Below are 16,720 nucleotides of genomic sequence, written 5' to 3' on the forward strand. Positions count from 1 at the left end.
CTGCCTCGCCGAGCCGGTTTCAGCAAACGGCAGTAGGGTGCTGGTCCGAGACCCCGAAAATGGCTGTGCGGCGGAATCAGGGATGCGTACACGGAGGTCACGGGCAGGAGATTCGATGCCGACAACATGGTTACGATGGCTGGTTCTGGGAGTCATCTCGGCAGCTGCATTCGCCACGTTGCCCATGGGACCGGCAAGCGCCGATCCGGTCGACGACATCCCGGGTGGGCTGGAGTCGTTCTATCACCAGCCGCTGGAATGGACGCCGTGTAACGATGCGGTGCTCGACGGTGCGGGGGCTCAGTGCGCGGGCGTTGTCGTGCCGCTCGACTACAACCGACCGGACTCGCGCACGCTGACCATAGCGATCTCGCGTATCCCGGCGACCGACCCGGCCCGCAGGCGCGGGATCATGCTGTCCAACCCCGGCGGTCCCGGCGGTCCGGGCCTGAGCATGATCGCCGACCTGCGGGATCGGCTCACACCGGATGTCCGCGCCCGGTACGACCTGATCGGTATGGACCCGCGTGGTATCGGCCGATCGGACCGAATGAGTTGTGCGCTGCCGCTGCCCAGCATGTTGTTCTCGGCCGGCTTCGACGCGTTCGGCTACGCGCGCGACGCCACCCTGGCCGCCGCGTTCGCGGCTTCCTGCGTAATGCCCGATCCCGAGAAGGCTCGGTCCATCACCACCCGCAATACCGCCCGCGACATGGATGTCATCCGTAGCGCATTCGGCGAACGCGAGCTCAACTATTACGGCGACTCCTACGGCACCTACCTGGGCGCGGTGTACACGCAGATGTTCCCTCAGCACAGTGACCGGATCGTGCTGGACAGCGCCATCGACCCGGACCGCTACTGGATCGGCACCTATCAGGACATGGGCGCCGTCAACGAGGCCGGGCTCGACGACTGGGCGATCTGGGCGGCCCGCCACGACGCCGACTACCACTTCGGCGACAGCGGATCGCAGGTCCGGGCCTTTGTCGAGGACCTGATCCGACGTGCCGCCGCGCATCCGGTCATCGGCAACGGCTATCTCATCGATGAACACACCGTTCCGATGATGCTGCTGTCGCTGTTGTCGAATCCGAAGAAGAACACCAGCCTCGCCGAGCTCGTGCGGACCCTGTCCGACGCAGTGTCCGGGCTGCCCGTCGACATGGAGCAGCTGAAAGCGAAGGTCAGCGGCCCCGTTCCGCTGGATGCCTCGGGCATGGCCGCGGTCATGTGCGGCGACAAGGCCGCACCCCGGGATCTGGCCTGGTATCGCCGCAATATCGAAAGCGTCCGGGCAACCCAACCGGTGTTCGGCGCGTTCGCCAACAACATCACCGCATGCGCGTTCTGGCCGGACCCGGTCGAGCCACCCACCGCCGTGCACAACCCGACACCAGCCCTGATCCTGCAGGCAACCCGCGACACCCGCACCCCCTACCAAGAGGGCCTTGCATTGCACCAGGACCTGACAGCGTCACGAATGGTCACACTGGCAGACACCCGCGTTCACGGCCTCCTCGGCTCCAATCTGAGCCATTGCGTGAACGAGGTCGTCAATACCTACTTCAGTGACGGCACCCTCCCCGATGCCGACCTCACCTGCCAACGCGACACCAACAATCTCCCCTGACCTGAGCGGCGTCGGCCCTCCTCCCGTTCTTCTCCACCAAAGAGGGATTCGGACTGGCCGCCATGGAAGCCCTTGCCACCGGAATCCCCGTCGTAGCACGCGATCTTCCGGTGCTGCGCGAGGTATTCGGCGACACCGTCAGCTACGCGGCCACTCCCGCCGAGCTGGCCGCGGAACTCGCGCGAGCGTTGGTTCCCGACCCGCGCCGCGCCGAGCAGGGCAAAGCCCTCGCCGCGCTGTTCAGCTGGGACCGAACGGCCCGAGCCCACCTCGAGTTCTACCGCACCCATTCCACAGCAGTACCGCGACGAATGCTCACCACACACCGCTGAACCGCAGAATGGAAACCCCACCAACCTCGCGCACATCCGGTCGGTCGACTCGGCCCGAATCCCGTGGGACACACCGCTCGTCGAACAGACCGGCGCGAAAATACCTGTCAAACCCCTCTTCTCCGATCCCGGCACCGGCATGTCCGTGCAGCTCGCACCATCACTTGATGCGGCTGCACGCGGGCGGCACTCGACAACACGCTGGGTGAGGTCACCCGGCATCTGGACATCGATCTACCGGGGTTACTCGCACACGTCACGGTCGGGCCCGCGGTGCACGAGCCCCAGGAACCGGTAGCCCGGATACGCCGCCGGTTTCGTCGTCCGCGGCAGAACCTCGAATCCGCCCAACATTCGGCGAGTTCTACAGGAACCCCGAGTCCTCAGATGCTCAGTAGCCGAGTTGATTTCAACCCCGTGTGGATCTGGAACCGATCGGACGGGCCAGGGCGCGCGGGGTCGAGGTGGTCGAAGTGCTCGACGCGCCAGGAAGGACACTGCCGACGCGGCGACCCGCGAGGGCCTGCGGGACATCGTCTGCCTCGCGAAGTGGGTTGCTCCGTCGGGTTCAACGTCGATGGTGAGCGGTGGTCCGGTCGGCGGCGAGGACGATGACGGCGGGTTCGGGCCCGGGCGCTACTACTTGCACGCCACGGGAACCGACTGACGCGCCAGCGGTTCATTGGAACACGGGGATCGCCGGAATCTGCTGGCCGCCGAGAAGTTTCCACACGTGGGCGCGTTCGGCCGCGAGGTCGATCGGCGCGTCGGCGAGGGTGTCGAGCAGCTGCTGCAGCGGCCAGGTGTGCAATGCGCCGTAGCGGGCGGAATAGAGGGCCGCGGTATGGACGGAGAAGGTGTCGGTGGTGTCGAACAGCGCGTAGCCGATGATCTGGTAGATGTCGGTCAGCGACAGCGAGTCCGATCGTTGCCCTGTCTCACGGTTGGCCGAGCCGAGACGAGTCTTCACCTCGATCAGGACGCCGTCCATGATGAGATCGGCATCAGCCGAGCAGAACTGCGAGGCGGCGAACGTCGGCCCCAGGGCCACCGCCGACGATGGGTCGGGCAGGAATTCGGCCAGTTCGGTGAGAGCGAGTAGATACAGCGCCCGCATCTCGGTGAGAGCGTCGCCCGGAGCCAGCGCGAGCAAGGCCTCGGTGGTGAATCGGTCGCTGCGAATTGGTTCGGCCAGTGGGGAATTGGGGAAGACGAACCGGTTGCGGTACAGCTCCGTGCACAGCGCCAACGCCCAGCTCGCCCGGGCGACGATCTCGAAGGTGTTCTCCGGCAGCGGCCGCATGTACGCGTGACCTGCCAGTGTGGCCAGCTCCCAGACGACGGCGATGTGGTCGGGGCGATAGAAGATCGGTTCGGCGAACACCGCGGTTTCGGGTACGTACTCGGCGCCGCAGGTGAATCGGAGTAGGTAGTCGAAGGCCGCGCCCACGGTTCCCGGGCTGGCGCCGGTGCCGCCGACGAGCAGTGTGCCGGCGCGGGCTCGGTAGTCGGCCTGCACGGGTTCGAGATTCGGGTACCGGTGGTCGAGGTACTGACGCAACGGGCTGGCCTTGTCGTCGATCGCCCCCGCCAGACTGGAGTATTGATAGCTCACACGCATTACTGTGGCATGAGTTGTCGGTGGCGGCGGCCCGGCACGGTCTGTGTCGTGGAACTTGCCGACATACTTCTCCTGGTCGGCGATCTTGCGCTTGTACCAGTCGAGCGCGTCCTGCTTGCTCGTGTCGAGCGCGCCGCCGAAGGCGGTCCAGCTCTCGCCGGCCTCCCGCGCGTCGCGCATGACCATCCAGCCGCGGCCGGTCAGCAAGGCGACCAGGCGGCGGTTGGCCTCCAGCGCCTGCCGGTGACGGGTTCCACCGAGGGGCGGTATGCCTTATACAGATGGCATGCCTCGGGCGTGCTCGGTGAGCGCGCCCGAGGCGATGGATTCCGGTCCGATCCCGGCGCGTCGATAGCGCCGTCGGGGCAGATGGTCGTCCAGGACAGTGTGATTCGAGTTGGCCGGAGCATTTGCCCGGATTCGGGTGTGAGGCGCTGTCGGTGAGGGGTGTCGGAACCTGCTGGCAGAGTGTGCGGCGACGCAGCAGTGGCTGATTCGAGGGAGGTCTGCGCGGCGTGGGAAGACGAGTTCTGGTGACCGGCTCGCGGTCGTGGGAGGACCGGCGCGTCATTCGGGATGCGTTGGCCGAGGTGTGGGATCGGGATGCCGTTCTCGTGTCGGGGGCTTGCCCGACCGGTGCCGACGCGCTGTGCGAGGCGTGCTGGGCCCATTGGGGCGGGCAGGTTGAACGGCATCCGGCGGATTGGAAGCAGTTCGGTCGGCGCGCGGGCTTTCAGCGGAACGCAGAGCTGGTGCGGTTGGGCGCCGATGTGTGCCTGGCCTTCATTCGCGACGGTTCGGCCGGTGCCAGTCATACTGCCGATTTGGCGCGACGAGCTGGTATCCCGACGCGCATCTTCCGGTCCGGGATCGTGCCCGAGGGCGTTGGCGCTGAAAGCGGTCCCGGCGATTGTGGTTGCCGGGACCGCTTTCGTGCGCGGTCGAGTGGGCCTGGTTCAGGTCGTGTCGTGGGCGGGGGTCAGGATCGAATCGGTTTCGGCCAATAGTCCGCAGTCAAGCGTCAACCCGGTGTTCCGAGGGCACTCAGGATCGCCAGTACGTCCTCCCGCGTGGATGAGTACACATCCGAGGCGAGTTCGCGAAGCTGTGCCACGAGTCGACTCCGGTCCGCCGCATTGCCCCACCGAGGATCGCTCGTGATCGCATCCCGAATGCCCTCGGCAGTCAGCAGATCCGCCGAGCACTCGACCAATGCCGCTAGGACCAGGCATAGTTCGTACGGCGCGTCATAATGCTGGTCCAAGAAGCCTTCAGCCGTGGCATGTATGGCCGCGAGGTCCTGCCCGTCATCCTGCAGCCGACGCAGCAGACCCGATACCCCGCGGACGCTCGCATTCATAGTTGCCACTCTGACACTGTGTGATTCGTGAATAGTGATGCGTTCTAGCACATCATCGACGCCGCCGGCACAGACCGTGCACCGTTCGCCGAAGCGTTGGTCGATCACCTGGCGGACCTCGCCCCGAAAGTTCGTGCGGAGGGGTAGGTCTTCTCCGGGTATGCACCCAGTGCCGTGTAGGTCTCTCGGACGATCCGCCACCCGGGCCGCGTTCCTACCCTTGATCCATGGTGGACGAGCAGGCGCCGGTGCCACGGCTGGTGGAGTTGGATGTATTGCGTGGATTCGCGCTCGGCGGAATCCTGCTGGTGAACATCATTGTCATGTCGGGCCCATGGGCGTTTCCGGACGGCGTGCTGTTGCCGGCGCTAGTAGCGTTGTTCCACAACAAGTTCTACGTCCTGTTCTCGTTCCTGTTCGGCTATTCGCTGACCATGCAGTTCCGCGCGGCGGAACGGGCGGGGGTGAGTGGGCGGGCCCGTACCGTGCGACGTTGTCTAACACTCATGGCGCTCGGTGCGGTGCACGCGGTGTTCTTCTTCATCGGTGACGTCCTGTTCGGATACGGTGCGATCGGCCTGATCCTGTTGCTGCTGAGTGGATTACGCCCGCGCGCCGCGGTGTGGACGGCTGGCGGATTGCTCGGGTTCGCCGCTGTCGCCATGACCGTGATGAGCCTGCTGACCGACGTCGAAGGCGGTTCGACCGATCCCTCCGAACACACGCGGGACTTGGATGCCATGCGGGCGGGCTGGGGTGAGGCCGCGGCGTGGCGCTGGGAGCAGTTCAGCGGGAACATGCCCCAATACCTGGTGTTCGGTGTGGTCGCGGTGCTGCCGTTGTTTCTGCTCGGCCTGGCCGCGGGCAAGATCCGCCTGTTGGAAGATCCGGCGCGGTATCTTGGGTGGTTGCCGCGGGTGCAGTTGATCGGATTCGGTGTGGGAGCGCCGGTTTCGATCCTGGGTGCGCTGTTCCACTGGCCCCTGCTGGCCGGTCCGAGTCTGCTCACCGCGCCCCTGCTGTCCGCCGCGTACGCCGCCACGCTCTTGCGCGTGCTGCACGCCCGTCCTCGCGTGGCGGAGATCTTCGCGCCGGCCGGGAAGATCGCCGCCACCACCTATATCAGCCAGTCCGTGATCACGTCATTGATCTTCACCGGCTACGGGTTCGCGCTCGCCGGACGCCTGAACGATTGGGCGATCGGGGCCATCGCGCTCGCCATCTACGCCACCCAGCTCTACCTGGCCCGGATCTATGTGCGACGGCATCGCTACGGTCCCATCGAATGGCTGCTGCGTGCGGTCACCTATGGCCCCAGGCAGTTCCGCCGCGCGCCCACTGCTGTCGCTCCATGACCCTCGCCGAGCGCTTTCCCTGCGGCATACGCCCGGCCATTGGGAAGGCGATCTGGTCTTCGGCCGTGGAATGTCGCCGATCGCCACCCTGGTCGAACGCTCCCCCTGGTTCCCATGCTGGTCGCGTTGCCCGAAGGGCACCGCGCCGACCTGGTCGCGGCCGCACTCGCCGCCAGGATCGGCACCTTGCCGATCGCATTGCGGCGCACCCTGACCTGGGACCAAGGCATCGAGATGACCGAACACACCGTGTTCACCATCGCTACCGGCGTCCCGGTCTATCTCTGCGACCCGAAAAGCCCTTGGCAGCGCGGCAGCAACGAAAACACCAATGGCCTGCTCCGTCAATACCTTCCCCGACACGTCGATCTGCGCACCTACAATCAGTCCGAGCTCGATGCCATCGCCGACCAACTCAACGGACGCCCTCGACAAACCCTCGGATGCCGCACACCATCAGAAGCACTCGACGAGGTGTGGCGATGACCGCCTGAGACCGCACCGCATACCGCACTGACCGAACCGGCCAGCGCGCGGCGACGTCGGCCGGAACCTGTTGCGCCAGAGAACGTCCCCTACTGCCGAGTGGGTGTGAAGTCGCGAGATAGCTGCATGCGCAGCATCATGCCGGTCAGTTCTGCATATCCCGAAGCTTGCCGGGCCGAGCATCCTGTATTGCCGTGTCCCCGCGCATCCGCTCGGGCGGTTCGCCGGGACCACGGCATCGTGAAGGATGGCTCCCTCACCCGACCTCGATGTCACCTTCGCCGGTGACGACCTCGTGCTCCGGCTGGCCGCCCTCGCCTACCTCGCCCGCTTCTCCGCCGTATCGCGCATCCACACCAAATCCGATCTGCGCCTGTACTTCTACTGGTGCACCGACCAGCAGATCACCCCGCTCGCGGCCGCGTCGACCGAGGACGAACGGTACATGCGGTGGATGCAGGAGGTCCGCCGCTTCAAACCCGCCACCGTCGCCCGCCGCCTGGCCGTGGTCGCGGGCTTTTACCGCACCTGCGTCATCGACGGCGTCCTGGACCGCTCACCCGCCGAGTACGTCCGCCGGCCGCGGGTATCGAACGAGTCACCGACACTGGGACTTTCACACCTGCAGTTCGAGGCACTGCTGTGCGCCGCCCGCGACTCGGACAACCCGCCGGACTTCGCCCTGGTCGCCATGCTCGGGCTGCTCGGCCTGCGGATCAGCGAAGCCTGCCGCTACGACGTCGACGACCTCGGCGAGGAACACGGCCACCGCGTCCTGCGCACCAAGTGCAAAGGCACGAAGATCGCGCTCGTGCCGCTACCTCCCGCGGTCTGCCGATCCATCGACCGTGCCGTTGAGAACCGGGTTCGCGGCCCGATCCTGCTGAACTTACGCGGCCGGCGCATGGACCGTCATTGCGCGACCCGGCGTCTGCGGCGCCTGGCCGAACGCTCGGTGGTGCGGTTACCAAAATTGCATCCGCACATGTTGCGCCACACCTTCGTCACCACGATGCTCGACGCCGGAGTGGATCTGCGCGATGTCCAGATCGTCGCCCGCCACGCCGATCCGCGCACCACGATGCGCTACGACCGGGCCCGCACCAACCTCGATCGGCATCCGAACTACATCCTGGCGGCCTACATGGCCTCAGCCACATGACATCTCAACCATCCGCACATGCCGATGACCGAACGCCTGCAGCAGATCATCTGGACCAGCCAGCGACCCTGCGCAGCATGCCGACTAAACAGTCAGTATGCTTTCTCGGTCGGGGGAACAGGTCTTCGCTTCCAGCGGCACTGAATCCGGTCTCGTTCGGCACCTCCACCACGCCAGGCCGGCACCCTCCCGCGCCGGCCGAACCACACACTGAGAGAGGAACGACCATGCTCAACCCCGCTGTGCCGGGTTTCTATCCCGACCCCAGCATCTGCCGCGCGGGGCAGACCTACTACCTCGCCTGTTCATCGTTCGAGTACTTCCCGGGCGTGCCCCTGTTCTCCAGCACCGACGCCGAGCACTGGACCCCGATCGGGCACGTGGCCACCCGCCCCGGCCAACTCGCCCTCGAAGACGTGCCCACCGCCGGCGGCGTCTGGGCACCGACCATCCGCTTCCACGACGACCGCTTCTGGCTCGTGGTCGCCGACGCCTTCGGCCGCGGGCCGCTGCTGTTCACCGCCGACCGCGCGGAAGGGCCGTGGAGCGACGGGATCGAGCTCCACGGCGTGGAAGGCATCGACCACGACATCGCCTGGGACGCGGACGGTACCTGCTACATCACCTTTTCCGGACTCGTTCTCGAAGGCGAACAATCCGGCACACACCACGGAATTCAACAAGTGCGGATGGACACCACCACCGGCCACGCGCTCGAAAAACCTCGTTCACTGTGGTCGGGAACCGGCCTGAAATTCCCCGAAGCCCCACACCTCTACGACGTCGACGGGACCTGGTACCTGCTGATCGCCGAGGGCGGCACCGAACGCGGCCACAGCATCAGCATCGCCCGCGCCGACCACCCCGAAGGCCCGTTCCACGGCTGCCCGGCCAACCCGATCTACAGCCACCGCAGCACCAGCCACCCCGTCCAGAACACCGGCCACGCGGACCTGGTCCGCACCGACGACGGTTGGCGTGTCGTCTTCCTCGGCACCCGCCCCACCGGTCTGACCCAGGCTTTCGCAGTGATGGGCCGCGAGAGCTTCCAGTCGACCCTGCACTGGGTCGACGGGTGGCCGGTGATCGACCCGATCACACTGACCCCCAACCTTCCCGGCACCAAGGCCCACACCGACTTCGACAAACCCCTCGGCGTCGAGTGGGTGTCGGTGCGCGATGCGGAACGCGACTGGGCCTCACTCGACACCCGCCCCGGGTGGCTGGTGCTGCAAGGCTCGACCCCCGACACCCCCGGCCCGGCGATGGACGATCTGCACCCGCATTTCCTCGGCCGGCGCCAGCAGCACGTCCGCTCCCGCTACGCCGCATTGATCGACGCAGCCGACGGCATCGGCGGCCTGAGCATCCGCTACGACGAACTCCACCACTACGACATCGAAATCCAGCCCGACCACGACACCGGCGACTACCTCGTGCGGGCACGGGTACGCCTGGCCCAGGTCGAACAGACATGGGAACGGCGGGTGCCGGCAGGTCCGACGGTCCTGTGGATCACCACCACCCCGGTCCTGGCCAACGGATTCGACCCCCACGCGCTGTCCTGCGACACCGTCGGCTTCGGATACGGACAAGGCCCCGACACCACCGAACTCGCCGACATGGACGGGCGCTACCTCACAGCCGACACCGCAGCCTCCTTCACCGGACGCGTCGCCGGCATCTACGCCGCGACCGGAACAGTCGCGTTCGACTGGTTCACCTACGAAGGCGAACATCGCTGACCCGCAAGGTCAGTGGCCAAGCCTTGCACATAGATCGATGGACCGATGACCCACAGCGCACTGGCGATCACACCAATGACGACGGCGAGCAAACGCACGCTACTGCCGCATACCGCGCTGACCGAACCAGCCAACGCGGCACCTCGGAAGATCAACGGGCCGCAGGCATCCCAGGCGGCTGACCAACCGCCTGCAGTGCACGCTATTGCCGATTCCAGGACGGGTTCACAGCTGGTGGGGACTATCTCTATTCTGGGCACCGATCGCCCCGACTAGAGCCTTGATTCGGAATTCTGGTCTCGACGAGGACGCTGGTGCGTGCAGTCTCACCGGGGCGCGGGATAGGTTCTGCCAGAACCGAACAGGTTCGCGGGCTGGCCATTCAATCGGTCGAGTTCTCCAGCGGGCCGGGACCGGGATGCTCGATCACGCCGACGCCGCCGATACGAGCCGTGACCAAATGCACGACGGCCCATGCCAGCTCCCAATAGAGCGCACCACTCGGAGCCCATGGACATCGAGAGCTACCAGCTGAAGTACCATACGAAGGGAGACCTCGAGTGACGGTGCGTTGCAGGAACATCCGCAACTGCCTGCGAGCTCACCACCCTTCGCGCGACGGGTCAGGTCTGGCGCAATGCCACCACCCGGCGTCGTCCACTTTGTCGTAAACCGTGTTGGCCGAACAGGCCGGCGAGGTGCCCGGAAGCATGCCGACGACTGTCGGCCGATACAGCCGGCGGGAGAACAAGTCGCGCAGTCAGCGCCCGGGTCGGCACCGGCTTGATTGTGGTCTGTGTAGTGGGTTCGTCTGCGAGTCAGTCCTGGTGGGTGACGGTTTCGAGCCAGCGTCGTCGATAGCCGATCCGGGTGGCCAGCCGGGCGAGTCCGCCGAATGCCGCATGCTGCAACCAGGCCGGGATCCCCGCGAGATAGCCGTCCTGGTACTCCCACAGCAATGCCAGTGCCAGAGGGTTGCGTGGTGTCCGGGAGCGCAGGGTGGTCTTGTGCGCGGCATCGAGTGCGTGCCATAGCTGGAACATCTCCCAGTGCCGTAGTGGCGGGCGGATCTCGTGGTCGAAGACCGTGTCGGGCGCTTCGCTCCAGAATTCGTGGACCGTGCGTGGTGGTGCGGTGAGTGAATCGCCTGGATGCACAACGGTTTCCGAGCCATCGATCTTGAAGCGGAGTCGGCCGCGCCGCAGGGTCCACGATTCGCTGAGTACCGGATGCCAATGCGGACCCGCTTGTCGATCGGCTTCCGGCAGTTGATGTTCCAACCGCAGGTAAGGGCCGCGCTCGTCTGTGCCGCGTGCGAGGAGAGTGATCCGATGACCGTTGCGGAAGGTGAGCGTGTCGCGCATAACCCATTTTATAAAGGTAACCTTTGTTTTATGTCAACGAGCGAATCTCCCGCCACCTTGTTGAAGCTGCTCAGCCAGGTGACGCATGCCTTCGAACGCGAGCTGAACCGGGAACTGAGGACGGCAATGCGCGAGGACCTGCGCCCCGCGCATTACGCGGTGTTCCGCTACTTGGCCCCGGAAGGTTCGCGGATCAGCGCGTTGGCCGAGGAAGCGGGCATGACCCAGCAGTCGATGGGGGAGCTGGTGACACACATGCAGCAATGCGGGTATGTGGAGCGGCGGATCGACCCGGACGATCGGCGGGCGCGGCTGGTCGTGCTGACGGCGGCGGGCGAGGCGGCGCTCGCCACCGCAGCGGAGCGGATCAGGCAGATCGAGCAGAAGCTGGCAATCGGTCTGGGCGAGCGTGCATCAGCCGATCTGCAGCGATCTCTGAGCCGCGTACACGAGCTGTTGATCGGTTGAATTCATCGACCCCGCATGAGCTCGCCGAAAGCGTCAGCGGCACAAGACAGTTCACATCACCCAGGACCGCAGCCGATGTATCCGGCACCGTGTGGTCGAAGTGTTCGGCGGCGTAAGCGTAGGGGTGGTCGGGGAACGCGCTCGCCTGCTGGAAGATGCCAGCAACGCACTGAATTGCCGCTGATCGCTCGCCCGAACTCGCCGTTTGAGCCCGCCATCGTTTTCCGAACGGGGATTTCGGGCATGGTTGAGGAGCCCAAGAAGACGGGCCCCTTGAACAGGGCCCGGCGTTTACCCCGCGGCCCGCGCGGGATCGGGACCGGCACACGTTGCTCGGCCCGGGTGACCCTCGGACGCGGTCGCTTTGTCACCGGAGCGGTCGGTAGCTGCGGTGAAGCTACCTTCCGGAGACAGTCGATGGCAGGGCCAGGATTGTCGCAAGGACCGGTCCCGGGTTGTTCGCGTCCTCGAGCTCGACCGGTGACTCCAGGGCGTAGAGGCTGTTCGCCGGCGGGAACTCCGCGATCGTTGGAGCGAGCAGGAGGAAGGATCCAGACACCTTGTTGCGCAAGGTGATTCCGGGCAACAGGTCGGGCATGGTCACGGCGACGTTGATCCTGAGGTCATGCTTTGCCGGACGCGGCGAGCCTGGACACAGCGCGGTGAGTGTCGACTCCCGCAAGGTAAGGCCACCGGCCGAGCCCAGGCGGATCGAGACGGCCCCCACGCCCGCACCCTTGCCGTCGACATCGAACTGCCCCACCGTCAGGAGAAGCTGCGACCGGGTGCCGTTCTGGTATTCGACCATCGGCGCGGCGGCGACCGCCTCATCCCAGGCCCCTTGAAACAACACCGGGTATTGCCGGTCCCCGACGAGCACTCGGGCATCGGCCGCCCTCATGGCGTACTGGAAAATCGCCTGCGACATCATGTCCGCGCCCCTTCCATATGTGTTCCCGGATGCTCCACGGCAGGCCGCCGGCCCGCGTGATCGAATCGTTCCGATCAGCGGTACTGGTCGCCACGAACCTGACCGGCGCAAACCTGGGATTCGTGGACCGATTCCGGAGCCGTCCACCAGGACCCCGGCCAGATGATCCGACATGAGAATGCGGTGCGATAACTGCGCCCGGATCCCAGCCACGTTCCACGATCAGCTCACCCCCACCGCACACTAGTGACATCCTGTGCCGGAAAGGCCCGAATACCGGGCTGATGGCACGAATCGAGAGTGCCCAGGCACGGAAAGTCATCGATATCTACGAATTAGCTGCGTGATCGCGATTGTCATGCAGGATGCCGGACAGAACCGGCCCGTCCGGTCGGTGAACCTTTCGCCCGCGTCCTGCAGGTTGGCGATGCCTCCGCCTTCGGCAGCGCCGCGCGATGCCGTCGCGGCCGATCACGTCCTACACACCGCGCTCAGCCGCGACATCAACGAACACGCCAGCGGCTGGCCGCATATCCGCACCAACCCGAGTTGGCGCGGACCGACTCGAGTAACTGGACGACCCTCGGCTTCGCGTTCGAGCCCCGACGCCCGCCCACTAAACTTCCGATGATGGAGCGACACAGAGAGGCCGCACGAAGTCGTGGTGGAGATGATCACCGGTCGCCGTTTGACCGGTTCGTCGGGCAGGCCGCGTTGCGAGTGAGTCAGGCTCCGTTCTTCTTCATCTGTGCCGGGATCGTCGTGGCGTGGCTGATCAGCTTGCCATGGTGGACGGACCTCAAGACCTGGCAAGTTGGCATTCATACCATTGCGAGCGTTTTCACGCTGCTGTTGGTGGTGCTGCTCGAGAACGCCAGCCGCCGCGCAAGCGAGGCCGCGCAAGAGAAGCTCAATGTCATCGCCGAGGCGCTGGCCTCGCTGCTCGCGTCATCGGCATTCAACGATCCCGAGCTTCGAACGGCCGCGGATCGGCTACGGGAAGCTGTTGGACTCGAAGAGCGCCACTGAGATGTGGTTGTACGGGGAGTCATCAGCAGCCGAGCCCCGCCGACCATCCGGATCGGTCCACCGTGCGCCTAGCTAGCTAGCTGCGACCGCCACGGGTGTGCGAGCAGTGCTTGCCAGGCCAAATCCCATGGGAACAGGTGGATGTGGTCAGGCCCCCGTGCCGGGTTCGTGTTGCTTGTACACGTCATCACCGACCAAAACCGTTACGCCCCAGTCGGATAGATCGCGGATGGCATTCTGAAGCGCGGGAAAGCTGATCTGCGCCCAATTCGAGAACGGCATGGCCACCACGGGCAGCCGCTTCCCGACCGCTTCGACCAGCAGGCCGAGCGGCAGGGTATCGGAGATACCGGCGGCCCACTTGGCCAGAGAGTTACAGGTAAGCGGGGCAAGCTGTCCAAGACCAGTTGGTCCTTCGGCCGGTCCCGCGCCTTCGATACGCGTGCCGTCAGGTCAGCGGGGCCCCTGCCCGGAGCCGCGGCGAGCTTCGAGCGCATCCAGGATCAGATCCAGGCCGTAGGTGAACTCGCCCGTATGGTCATAGCCCGGTCGCAAGGCGTGATCGGTGATCAGCTCGCGCAGGTGCGGGTACCGATCCGCGGGCAGGCGCTCGAGGATGTCGCTCGCCACATCCTCGACATCGGCAGGGGTCGCGGCGGGCAGATTCGCTTCCTGCAGAACGTAACCGCCGATGTAGCTGTCGATGACGGAGACTGCATGCGAGGCGTCGGCGAGAGTGAACCCGGCCGCTTTCAGCACTCCGAGCACCGCATCGTGGTGATGCAGCGTGGCGGGGCCGGGATTGCGGCGGGAGTCCATCAGCCCCAGCGCCCAGCGGTGCTGCGACAACACCTGCCGGGCGGAATGGGCGCGCACCCGAATCGCGTCCCGCCAGTCCACGCGGCCGGGATCCGGTAGGTCGATCGCCGCGAACACCGCATCCACCACACCATCGAGGATGGCCTCCTTGTTCGGCACGTGGTGATACAGCGACATCGCCTCCACCCCGAGTTCCTGGGCCACCCGCCGCATCGAGATCGATTCCGCGCCACCGCGATCCGCGACCCGGATGGCGGCATCCAGCACCCGTTCCCGGCTGAGCGGTTGCGATCCTCGTGGCACGGCGGCTCCCGGTTCGAAGGGTATTGACAGGCTTACGCCCGTAAGCCTACCTTACAGCTGTAAGTCAACCTTACGCCCGTAAGAGAAGGAGACCTCGATGCCGATGCCGAAATGGTGGGGGCACGTCAACAAGCGGCTGTTCAACCCGCGCGCGATCGCGAACGGGAAGTGGCCGGTGCTGACGCACATCGGCCGCACCTCGGGCACGACCTACCGCACCCCGCTCGACGCCCATCCCGTCCCGGGAGGGTATCTATTCGTGCTGGTCTACGGCTCGCGCGCGGACTGGGTGCGCAATGTCCTGGCGGCCGGCGGCGCATCCCTGCAGATCGGCGGCCGGGACGTGGAACTCGCCGCCCCGCGTATCGTCGGAGAGACCGAGGCCTTCCAGGCGCTGCCCGCAGATGCCGCCCGCCCGCCAAAGCTGTTCCGCATCACCGAATTCCTACGCATGGACCTCGGCAACGCGGTGACCTTCAAATCCGAAGCCGCTCACTGATCCGCCAACCCGGCAGCGCGGGATCGACCTTCACCTGCTCGGCCATGTACGCCACCGCGGCGGCCGGTAGGTCATCCGGCCCTGCAGGTAACCAGCCATCGAGCTCGAAGAATTTCAGCAACAGGCTGAACCCGAGTCGCGTCGCGCCCGACTTGTTGCCCACTAACCGCCAATCCTCACCGACCAACGTCCACGACCCGATCCTCGGTCGGCCACCCCTGACGCACGCCCGGCACAGTAGACGAATCACGCTGAGCGCGAAGCTACCTTGGGCGGGGGCCAGCTTCAGGATTCCTGCCGCGGCTAGATGCTGTAGAGAGCGACGATGACGTCGACACGAACAGACAGTTCTGGACGTACTGGCAAACACCCTGAATCTCACTCGACTCGCACACCGCCTATGACCGGACGACGATCGCTGACCCGGGTCATGACGGGTCGGTCGCGGACATGGAAAGACCCCGGTGCAAGGTGGGACTTCAGTAGGTTTGCGGCGCAACTGAAGACACCAGCCCGGGGGCCTTCCTGTGGAGCAACGCGGTATTGGGCTAGCGATGCTGCGTCATGATGTCTGACGGCAGCCCGAGTGTCTCTCCGTGGCTGCCGAATTCAACTAACCCTGAACTACTTCCTCCCGAGGCTCCCGAGCACATCGGAATGGCCTCTGTGTCGCACTGGACGTATCCGCGGATCTCCGCGGAGAGTTCGGCCAGCGTGAAGTGGCCGCGAAGCTGAACCAGCAGTGGACGCTATGTCACTGCAACGGGATGTCCGCAGTCAGCCGGTTCACGAGAAAGGCGAGGATCTCGTCGCGGGCCGCGGCGGTCGGCTCCCCCGCCGTATCGACCAGATGCGCGGTGACCACACTGTGGGGGCAGCCGACGATCTGCGAGAAAAACGGCGGCGGAGAGGGATTCGCCGCGTCCGCGGGCAGCACTCGCGGCTCGAAACGCGGACCCAGCGCTGCGGCGTAGGCGGCGAAGCGCTGCGCGGTGCAGAAGCTGTCGCCCTCGAAGCGATAGGCGCGCACCACCAGATTATCGCGATCGAGTCGCTCCCGCACGGCCGCGAGCTCACCGGGCGAAATCTCAAGTCCGCCAGGCTCATCCAGTGGCAGCGACGGCTGGCACAGCACCGGCGCCAGCATCGCGGGCTCGAGCATCATGGTGAGCGCGAAATTCCCGGTGAAGCACATCCCCAGCGCGCCGACGCCGAGACCGCCGCATTCGCGATGGGCCAGGGCTGCCAGCGCACGCAGCCACACCGCGACCGGGCTGGACTTGCCCGCGCCGAAGGCCCGGAATTCCGCGCTGACACAGGCTCGTTTGAAGACTTCCACGCCGGCCTCGGCCTCCGGGTAGGCACCGTCGCGGCCGAACAGTGACGGCAGGTAGACGGTGAGCCCGGCGTCGCGTACCCAGCGGGCGAACCGGGCCACATCGGGGCTGATGCCGGGCATTTCCGCCATGACGATGACCGCCGGTCCGTTGCCGCTGACGTACACCGTGCGGGCTACTCCGTCGAGCGTGATCGACCGGGGTGCGAAATCGGCGAGGTCGTCGTCGAGAGAATCCTGCGGGAGAGATTGCTGCACACCCCAAACCCTGCCGCAA

Annotated in this window: 15 protein-coding genes and 2 pseudogenes; 10 read left to right on the forward strand and 7 right to left on the reverse strand. The window is 65.8% G+C overall.

All coding sequences use genetic code 11. The annotated features are described in order from the left end of the window. Positions 1-184: 184 nt before the first annotated feature. Together ABZV44_RS34420 and ABZV44_RS34425 are read left to right on the forward strand one after the other, a co-directional pair. A complete protein-coding gene (locus ABZV44_RS34420; protein WP_354845772.1) occupies positions 185-1,633 on the forward strand; it encodes an alpha/beta fold hydrolase in 1,449 nt (482 codons plus the stop codon). A 26-nt stretch (positions 1,634-1,659) separates the two neighbouring features. Further along, positions 1,660-1,965 (forward strand): annotated as a pseudogene (locus ABZV44_RS34425) (glycosyltransferase); the annotation flags it as partial. 679 nt (positions 1,966-2,644) lie between these two features. On the opposite strand, the gene ABZV44_RS34430 reads toward ABZV44_RS34425, so the two are convergent. Then, positions 2,645-3,793, reverse strand: coding sequence for a hypothetical protein (locus ABZV44_RS34430; RefSeq protein WP_354845775.1), 1,149 nt, complete (start codon positions 3,791-3,793; stop codon positions 2,645-2,647). Positions 3,794-4,119: 326 nt separating this feature from the next. Here ABZV44_RS34430 and ABZV44_RS34435 point away from each other — a divergent pair, with 326 nt between their 5' ends. Then, positions 4,120-4,593 (forward strand): SLOG family protein, encoded by a 474-nt coding sequence (locus ABZV44_RS34435; protein WP_354845777.1) that lies wholly within the window; start codon positions 4,120-4,122, stop codon positions 4,591-4,593. A 14-nt stretch (positions 4,594-4,607) separates the two neighbouring features. On the opposite strand, the gene ABZV44_RS34440 is transcribed toward ABZV44_RS34435, so the two are convergent. After that, the gene (locus tag ABZV44_RS34440; RefSeq protein WP_354845780.1) at positions 4,608-5,054 is read right to left on the reverse strand and encodes a hypothetical protein; all 447 of its coding nucleotides are present in this window, start codon (positions 5,052-5,054) and stop codon (positions 4,608-4,610) included. A 119-nt stretch (positions 5,055-5,173) separates the two neighbouring features. On the opposite strand from ABZV44_RS34440, the gene ABZV44_RS34445 reads away from it, so the two are divergent. From ABZV44_RS34445 to ABZV44_RS34460, 4 genes and pseudogenes are all read left to right on the forward strand, one after another. Further along, positions 5,174-6,301, forward strand: a complete 1,128-nt coding sequence (locus tag ABZV44_RS34445; protein ID WP_354845783.1) for a DUF418 domain-containing protein — start codon at positions 5,174-5,176, stop codon at positions 6,299-6,301. A gap of 31 nt (positions 6,302-6,332) precedes the next feature. Further along, positions 6,333-6,787: pseudogene (locus tag ABZV44_RS34450) on the forward strand (IS30 family transposase); the annotation flags it as partial. Between the two features lie 247 nt (positions 6,788-7,034). Then, entirely contained in the window at positions 7,035-7,949 is a 915-nt protein-coding gene (locus ABZV44_RS34455; protein ID WP_354845786.1) for a tyrosine-type recombinase/integrase, read from the forward strand. 227 nt (positions 7,950-8,176) lie between these two features. Then, the gene (locus tag ABZV44_RS34460; protein ID WP_354845789.1) at positions 8,177-9,694 is read left to right on the forward strand and encodes a glycoside hydrolase family 43 protein; all 1,518 of its coding nucleotides are present in this window, start codon (positions 8,177-8,179) and stop codon (positions 9,692-9,694) included. Positions 9,695-10,512: 818 nt separating this feature from the next. Here the strand turns inward: ABZV44_RS34460 and ABZV44_RS34465 are convergent. Next, the gene (locus tag ABZV44_RS34465) at positions 10,513-11,058 is read right to left on the reverse strand and encodes a cupin domain-containing protein (RefSeq protein ID WP_354845792.1); all 546 of its coding nucleotides are present in this window, start codon (positions 11,056-11,058) and stop codon (positions 10,513-10,515) included. 30 nt (positions 11,059-11,088) lie between these two features. Here ABZV44_RS34465 and ABZV44_RS34470 point away from each other — a divergent pair, with 30 nt between their 5' ends. Beyond that, positions 11,089-11,526: a helix-turn-helix domain-containing protein gene (locus tag ABZV44_RS34470; RefSeq protein WP_354845795.1), complete on the forward strand. Its 438-nt coding sequence runs from the start codon at positions 11,089-11,091 to the stop codon at positions 11,524-11,526. A gap of 397 nt (positions 11,527-11,923) precedes the next feature. Here the strand turns inward: ABZV44_RS34470 and ABZV44_RS34475 are convergent, their stop codons facing one another. Next, complete coding sequence (locus ABZV44_RS34475) at positions 11,924-12,457, reverse strand: hypothetical protein (protein ID WP_354845798.1); 534 nt, start codon at positions 12,455-12,457, stop codon at positions 11,924-11,926. Positions 12,458-13,087: 630 nt separating this feature from the next. On the opposite strand from ABZV44_RS34475, the gene ABZV44_RS34480 reads away from it, so the two are divergent. Beyond that, a complete protein-coding gene (locus ABZV44_RS34480) occupies positions 13,088-13,486 on the forward strand; it encodes a low affinity iron permease family protein (protein ID WP_354845801.1) in 399 nt (132 codons plus the stop codon). A 453-nt stretch (positions 13,487-13,939) separates the two neighbouring features. On the opposite strand, the gene ABZV44_RS34485 is transcribed toward ABZV44_RS34480, so the two are convergent. Then, positions 13,940-14,608 (reverse strand): TetR/AcrR family transcriptional regulator, encoded by a 669-nt coding sequence (locus ABZV44_RS34485; RefSeq protein ID WP_354845804.1) that lies wholly within the window; start codon positions 14,606-14,608, stop codon positions 13,940-13,942. Between the two features lie 97 nt (positions 14,609-14,705). Between ABZV44_RS34485 and ABZV44_RS34490 the strand changes: the two genes are divergently transcribed. Continuing rightward, the gene (locus ABZV44_RS34490; protein WP_354845807.1) at positions 14,706-15,107 is read left to right on the forward strand and encodes a nitroreductase family deazaflavin-dependent oxidoreductase; all 402 of its coding nucleotides are present in this window, start codon (positions 14,706-14,708) and stop codon (positions 15,105-15,107) included. On the opposite strand, the gene ABZV44_RS34495 is transcribed toward ABZV44_RS34490, so the two are convergent. Both ABZV44_RS34495 and ABZV44_RS34500 read right to left on the reverse strand, forming a co-directional pair. Continuing rightward, positions 15,085-15,294: a DUF4158 domain-containing protein gene (locus tag ABZV44_RS34495; RefSeq protein WP_354845810.1), complete on the reverse strand. Its 210-nt coding sequence runs from the start codon at positions 15,292-15,294 to the stop codon at positions 15,085-15,087. The genes ABZV44_RS34490 and ABZV44_RS34495 overlap by 23 nt on opposite strands. A gap of 567 nt (positions 15,295-15,861) precedes the next feature. After that, a complete protein-coding gene (locus tag ABZV44_RS34500; protein ID WP_354845813.1) occupies positions 15,862-16,701 on the reverse strand; it encodes a dienelactone hydrolase family protein in 840 nt (279 codons plus the stop codon). Positions 16,702-16,720 lie beyond the last annotated feature (19 nt).

The organism is Nocardia sp. NPDC004860, assembly GCF_040609015.1.
Taxonomy (GTDB): domain Bacteria; phylum Actinomycetota; class Actinomycetes; order Mycobacteriales; family Mycobacteriaceae; genus Nocardia.

Bases quoted from the DNA above. Each gene is read 5' to 3' on its own strand.
- ABZV44_RS34420 (WP_354845772.1), top strand. From the start codon at position 185: ATGGGACCGGCAAGCGCCGATCCGGTCGACGACATCCCGGGTGGGCTG.
- ABZV44_RS34445 (WP_354845783.1), top strand. From the start codon at position 5,174: ATGGTGGACGAGCAGGCGCCGGTGCCACGGCTGGTGGAGTTGGATGTA.
- ABZV44_RS34455 (WP_354845786.1), top strand. From the start codon at position 7,035: ATGGCTCCCTCACCCGACCTCGATGTCACCTTCGCCGGTGACGACCTC.
- ABZV44_RS34460 (WP_354845789.1), top strand. From the start codon at position 8,177: ATGCTCAACCCCGCTGTGCCGGGTTTCTATCCCGACCCCAGCATCTGC.
- ABZV44_RS34465 (WP_354845792.1), bottom strand. From the start codon at position 11,058: ATGCGCGACACGCTCACCTTCCGCAACGGTCATCGGATCACTCTCCTC.
- ABZV44_RS34470 (WP_354845795.1), top strand. From the start codon at position 11,089: ATGTCAACGAGCGAATCTCCCGCCACCTTGTTGAAGCTGCTCAGCCAG.
- ABZV44_RS34475 (WP_354845798.1), bottom strand. From the start codon at position 12,457: ATGATGTCGCAGGCGATTTTCCAGTACGCCATGAGGGCGGCCGATGCC.
- ABZV44_RS34480 (WP_354845801.1), top strand. From the start codon at position 13,088: ATGGAGCGACACAGAGAGGCCGCACGAAGTCGTGGTGGAGATGATCAC.
- ABZV44_RS34490 (WP_354845807.1), top strand. From the start codon at position 14,706: ATGCCGATGCCGAAATGGTGGGGGCACGTCAACAAGCGGCTGTTCAAC.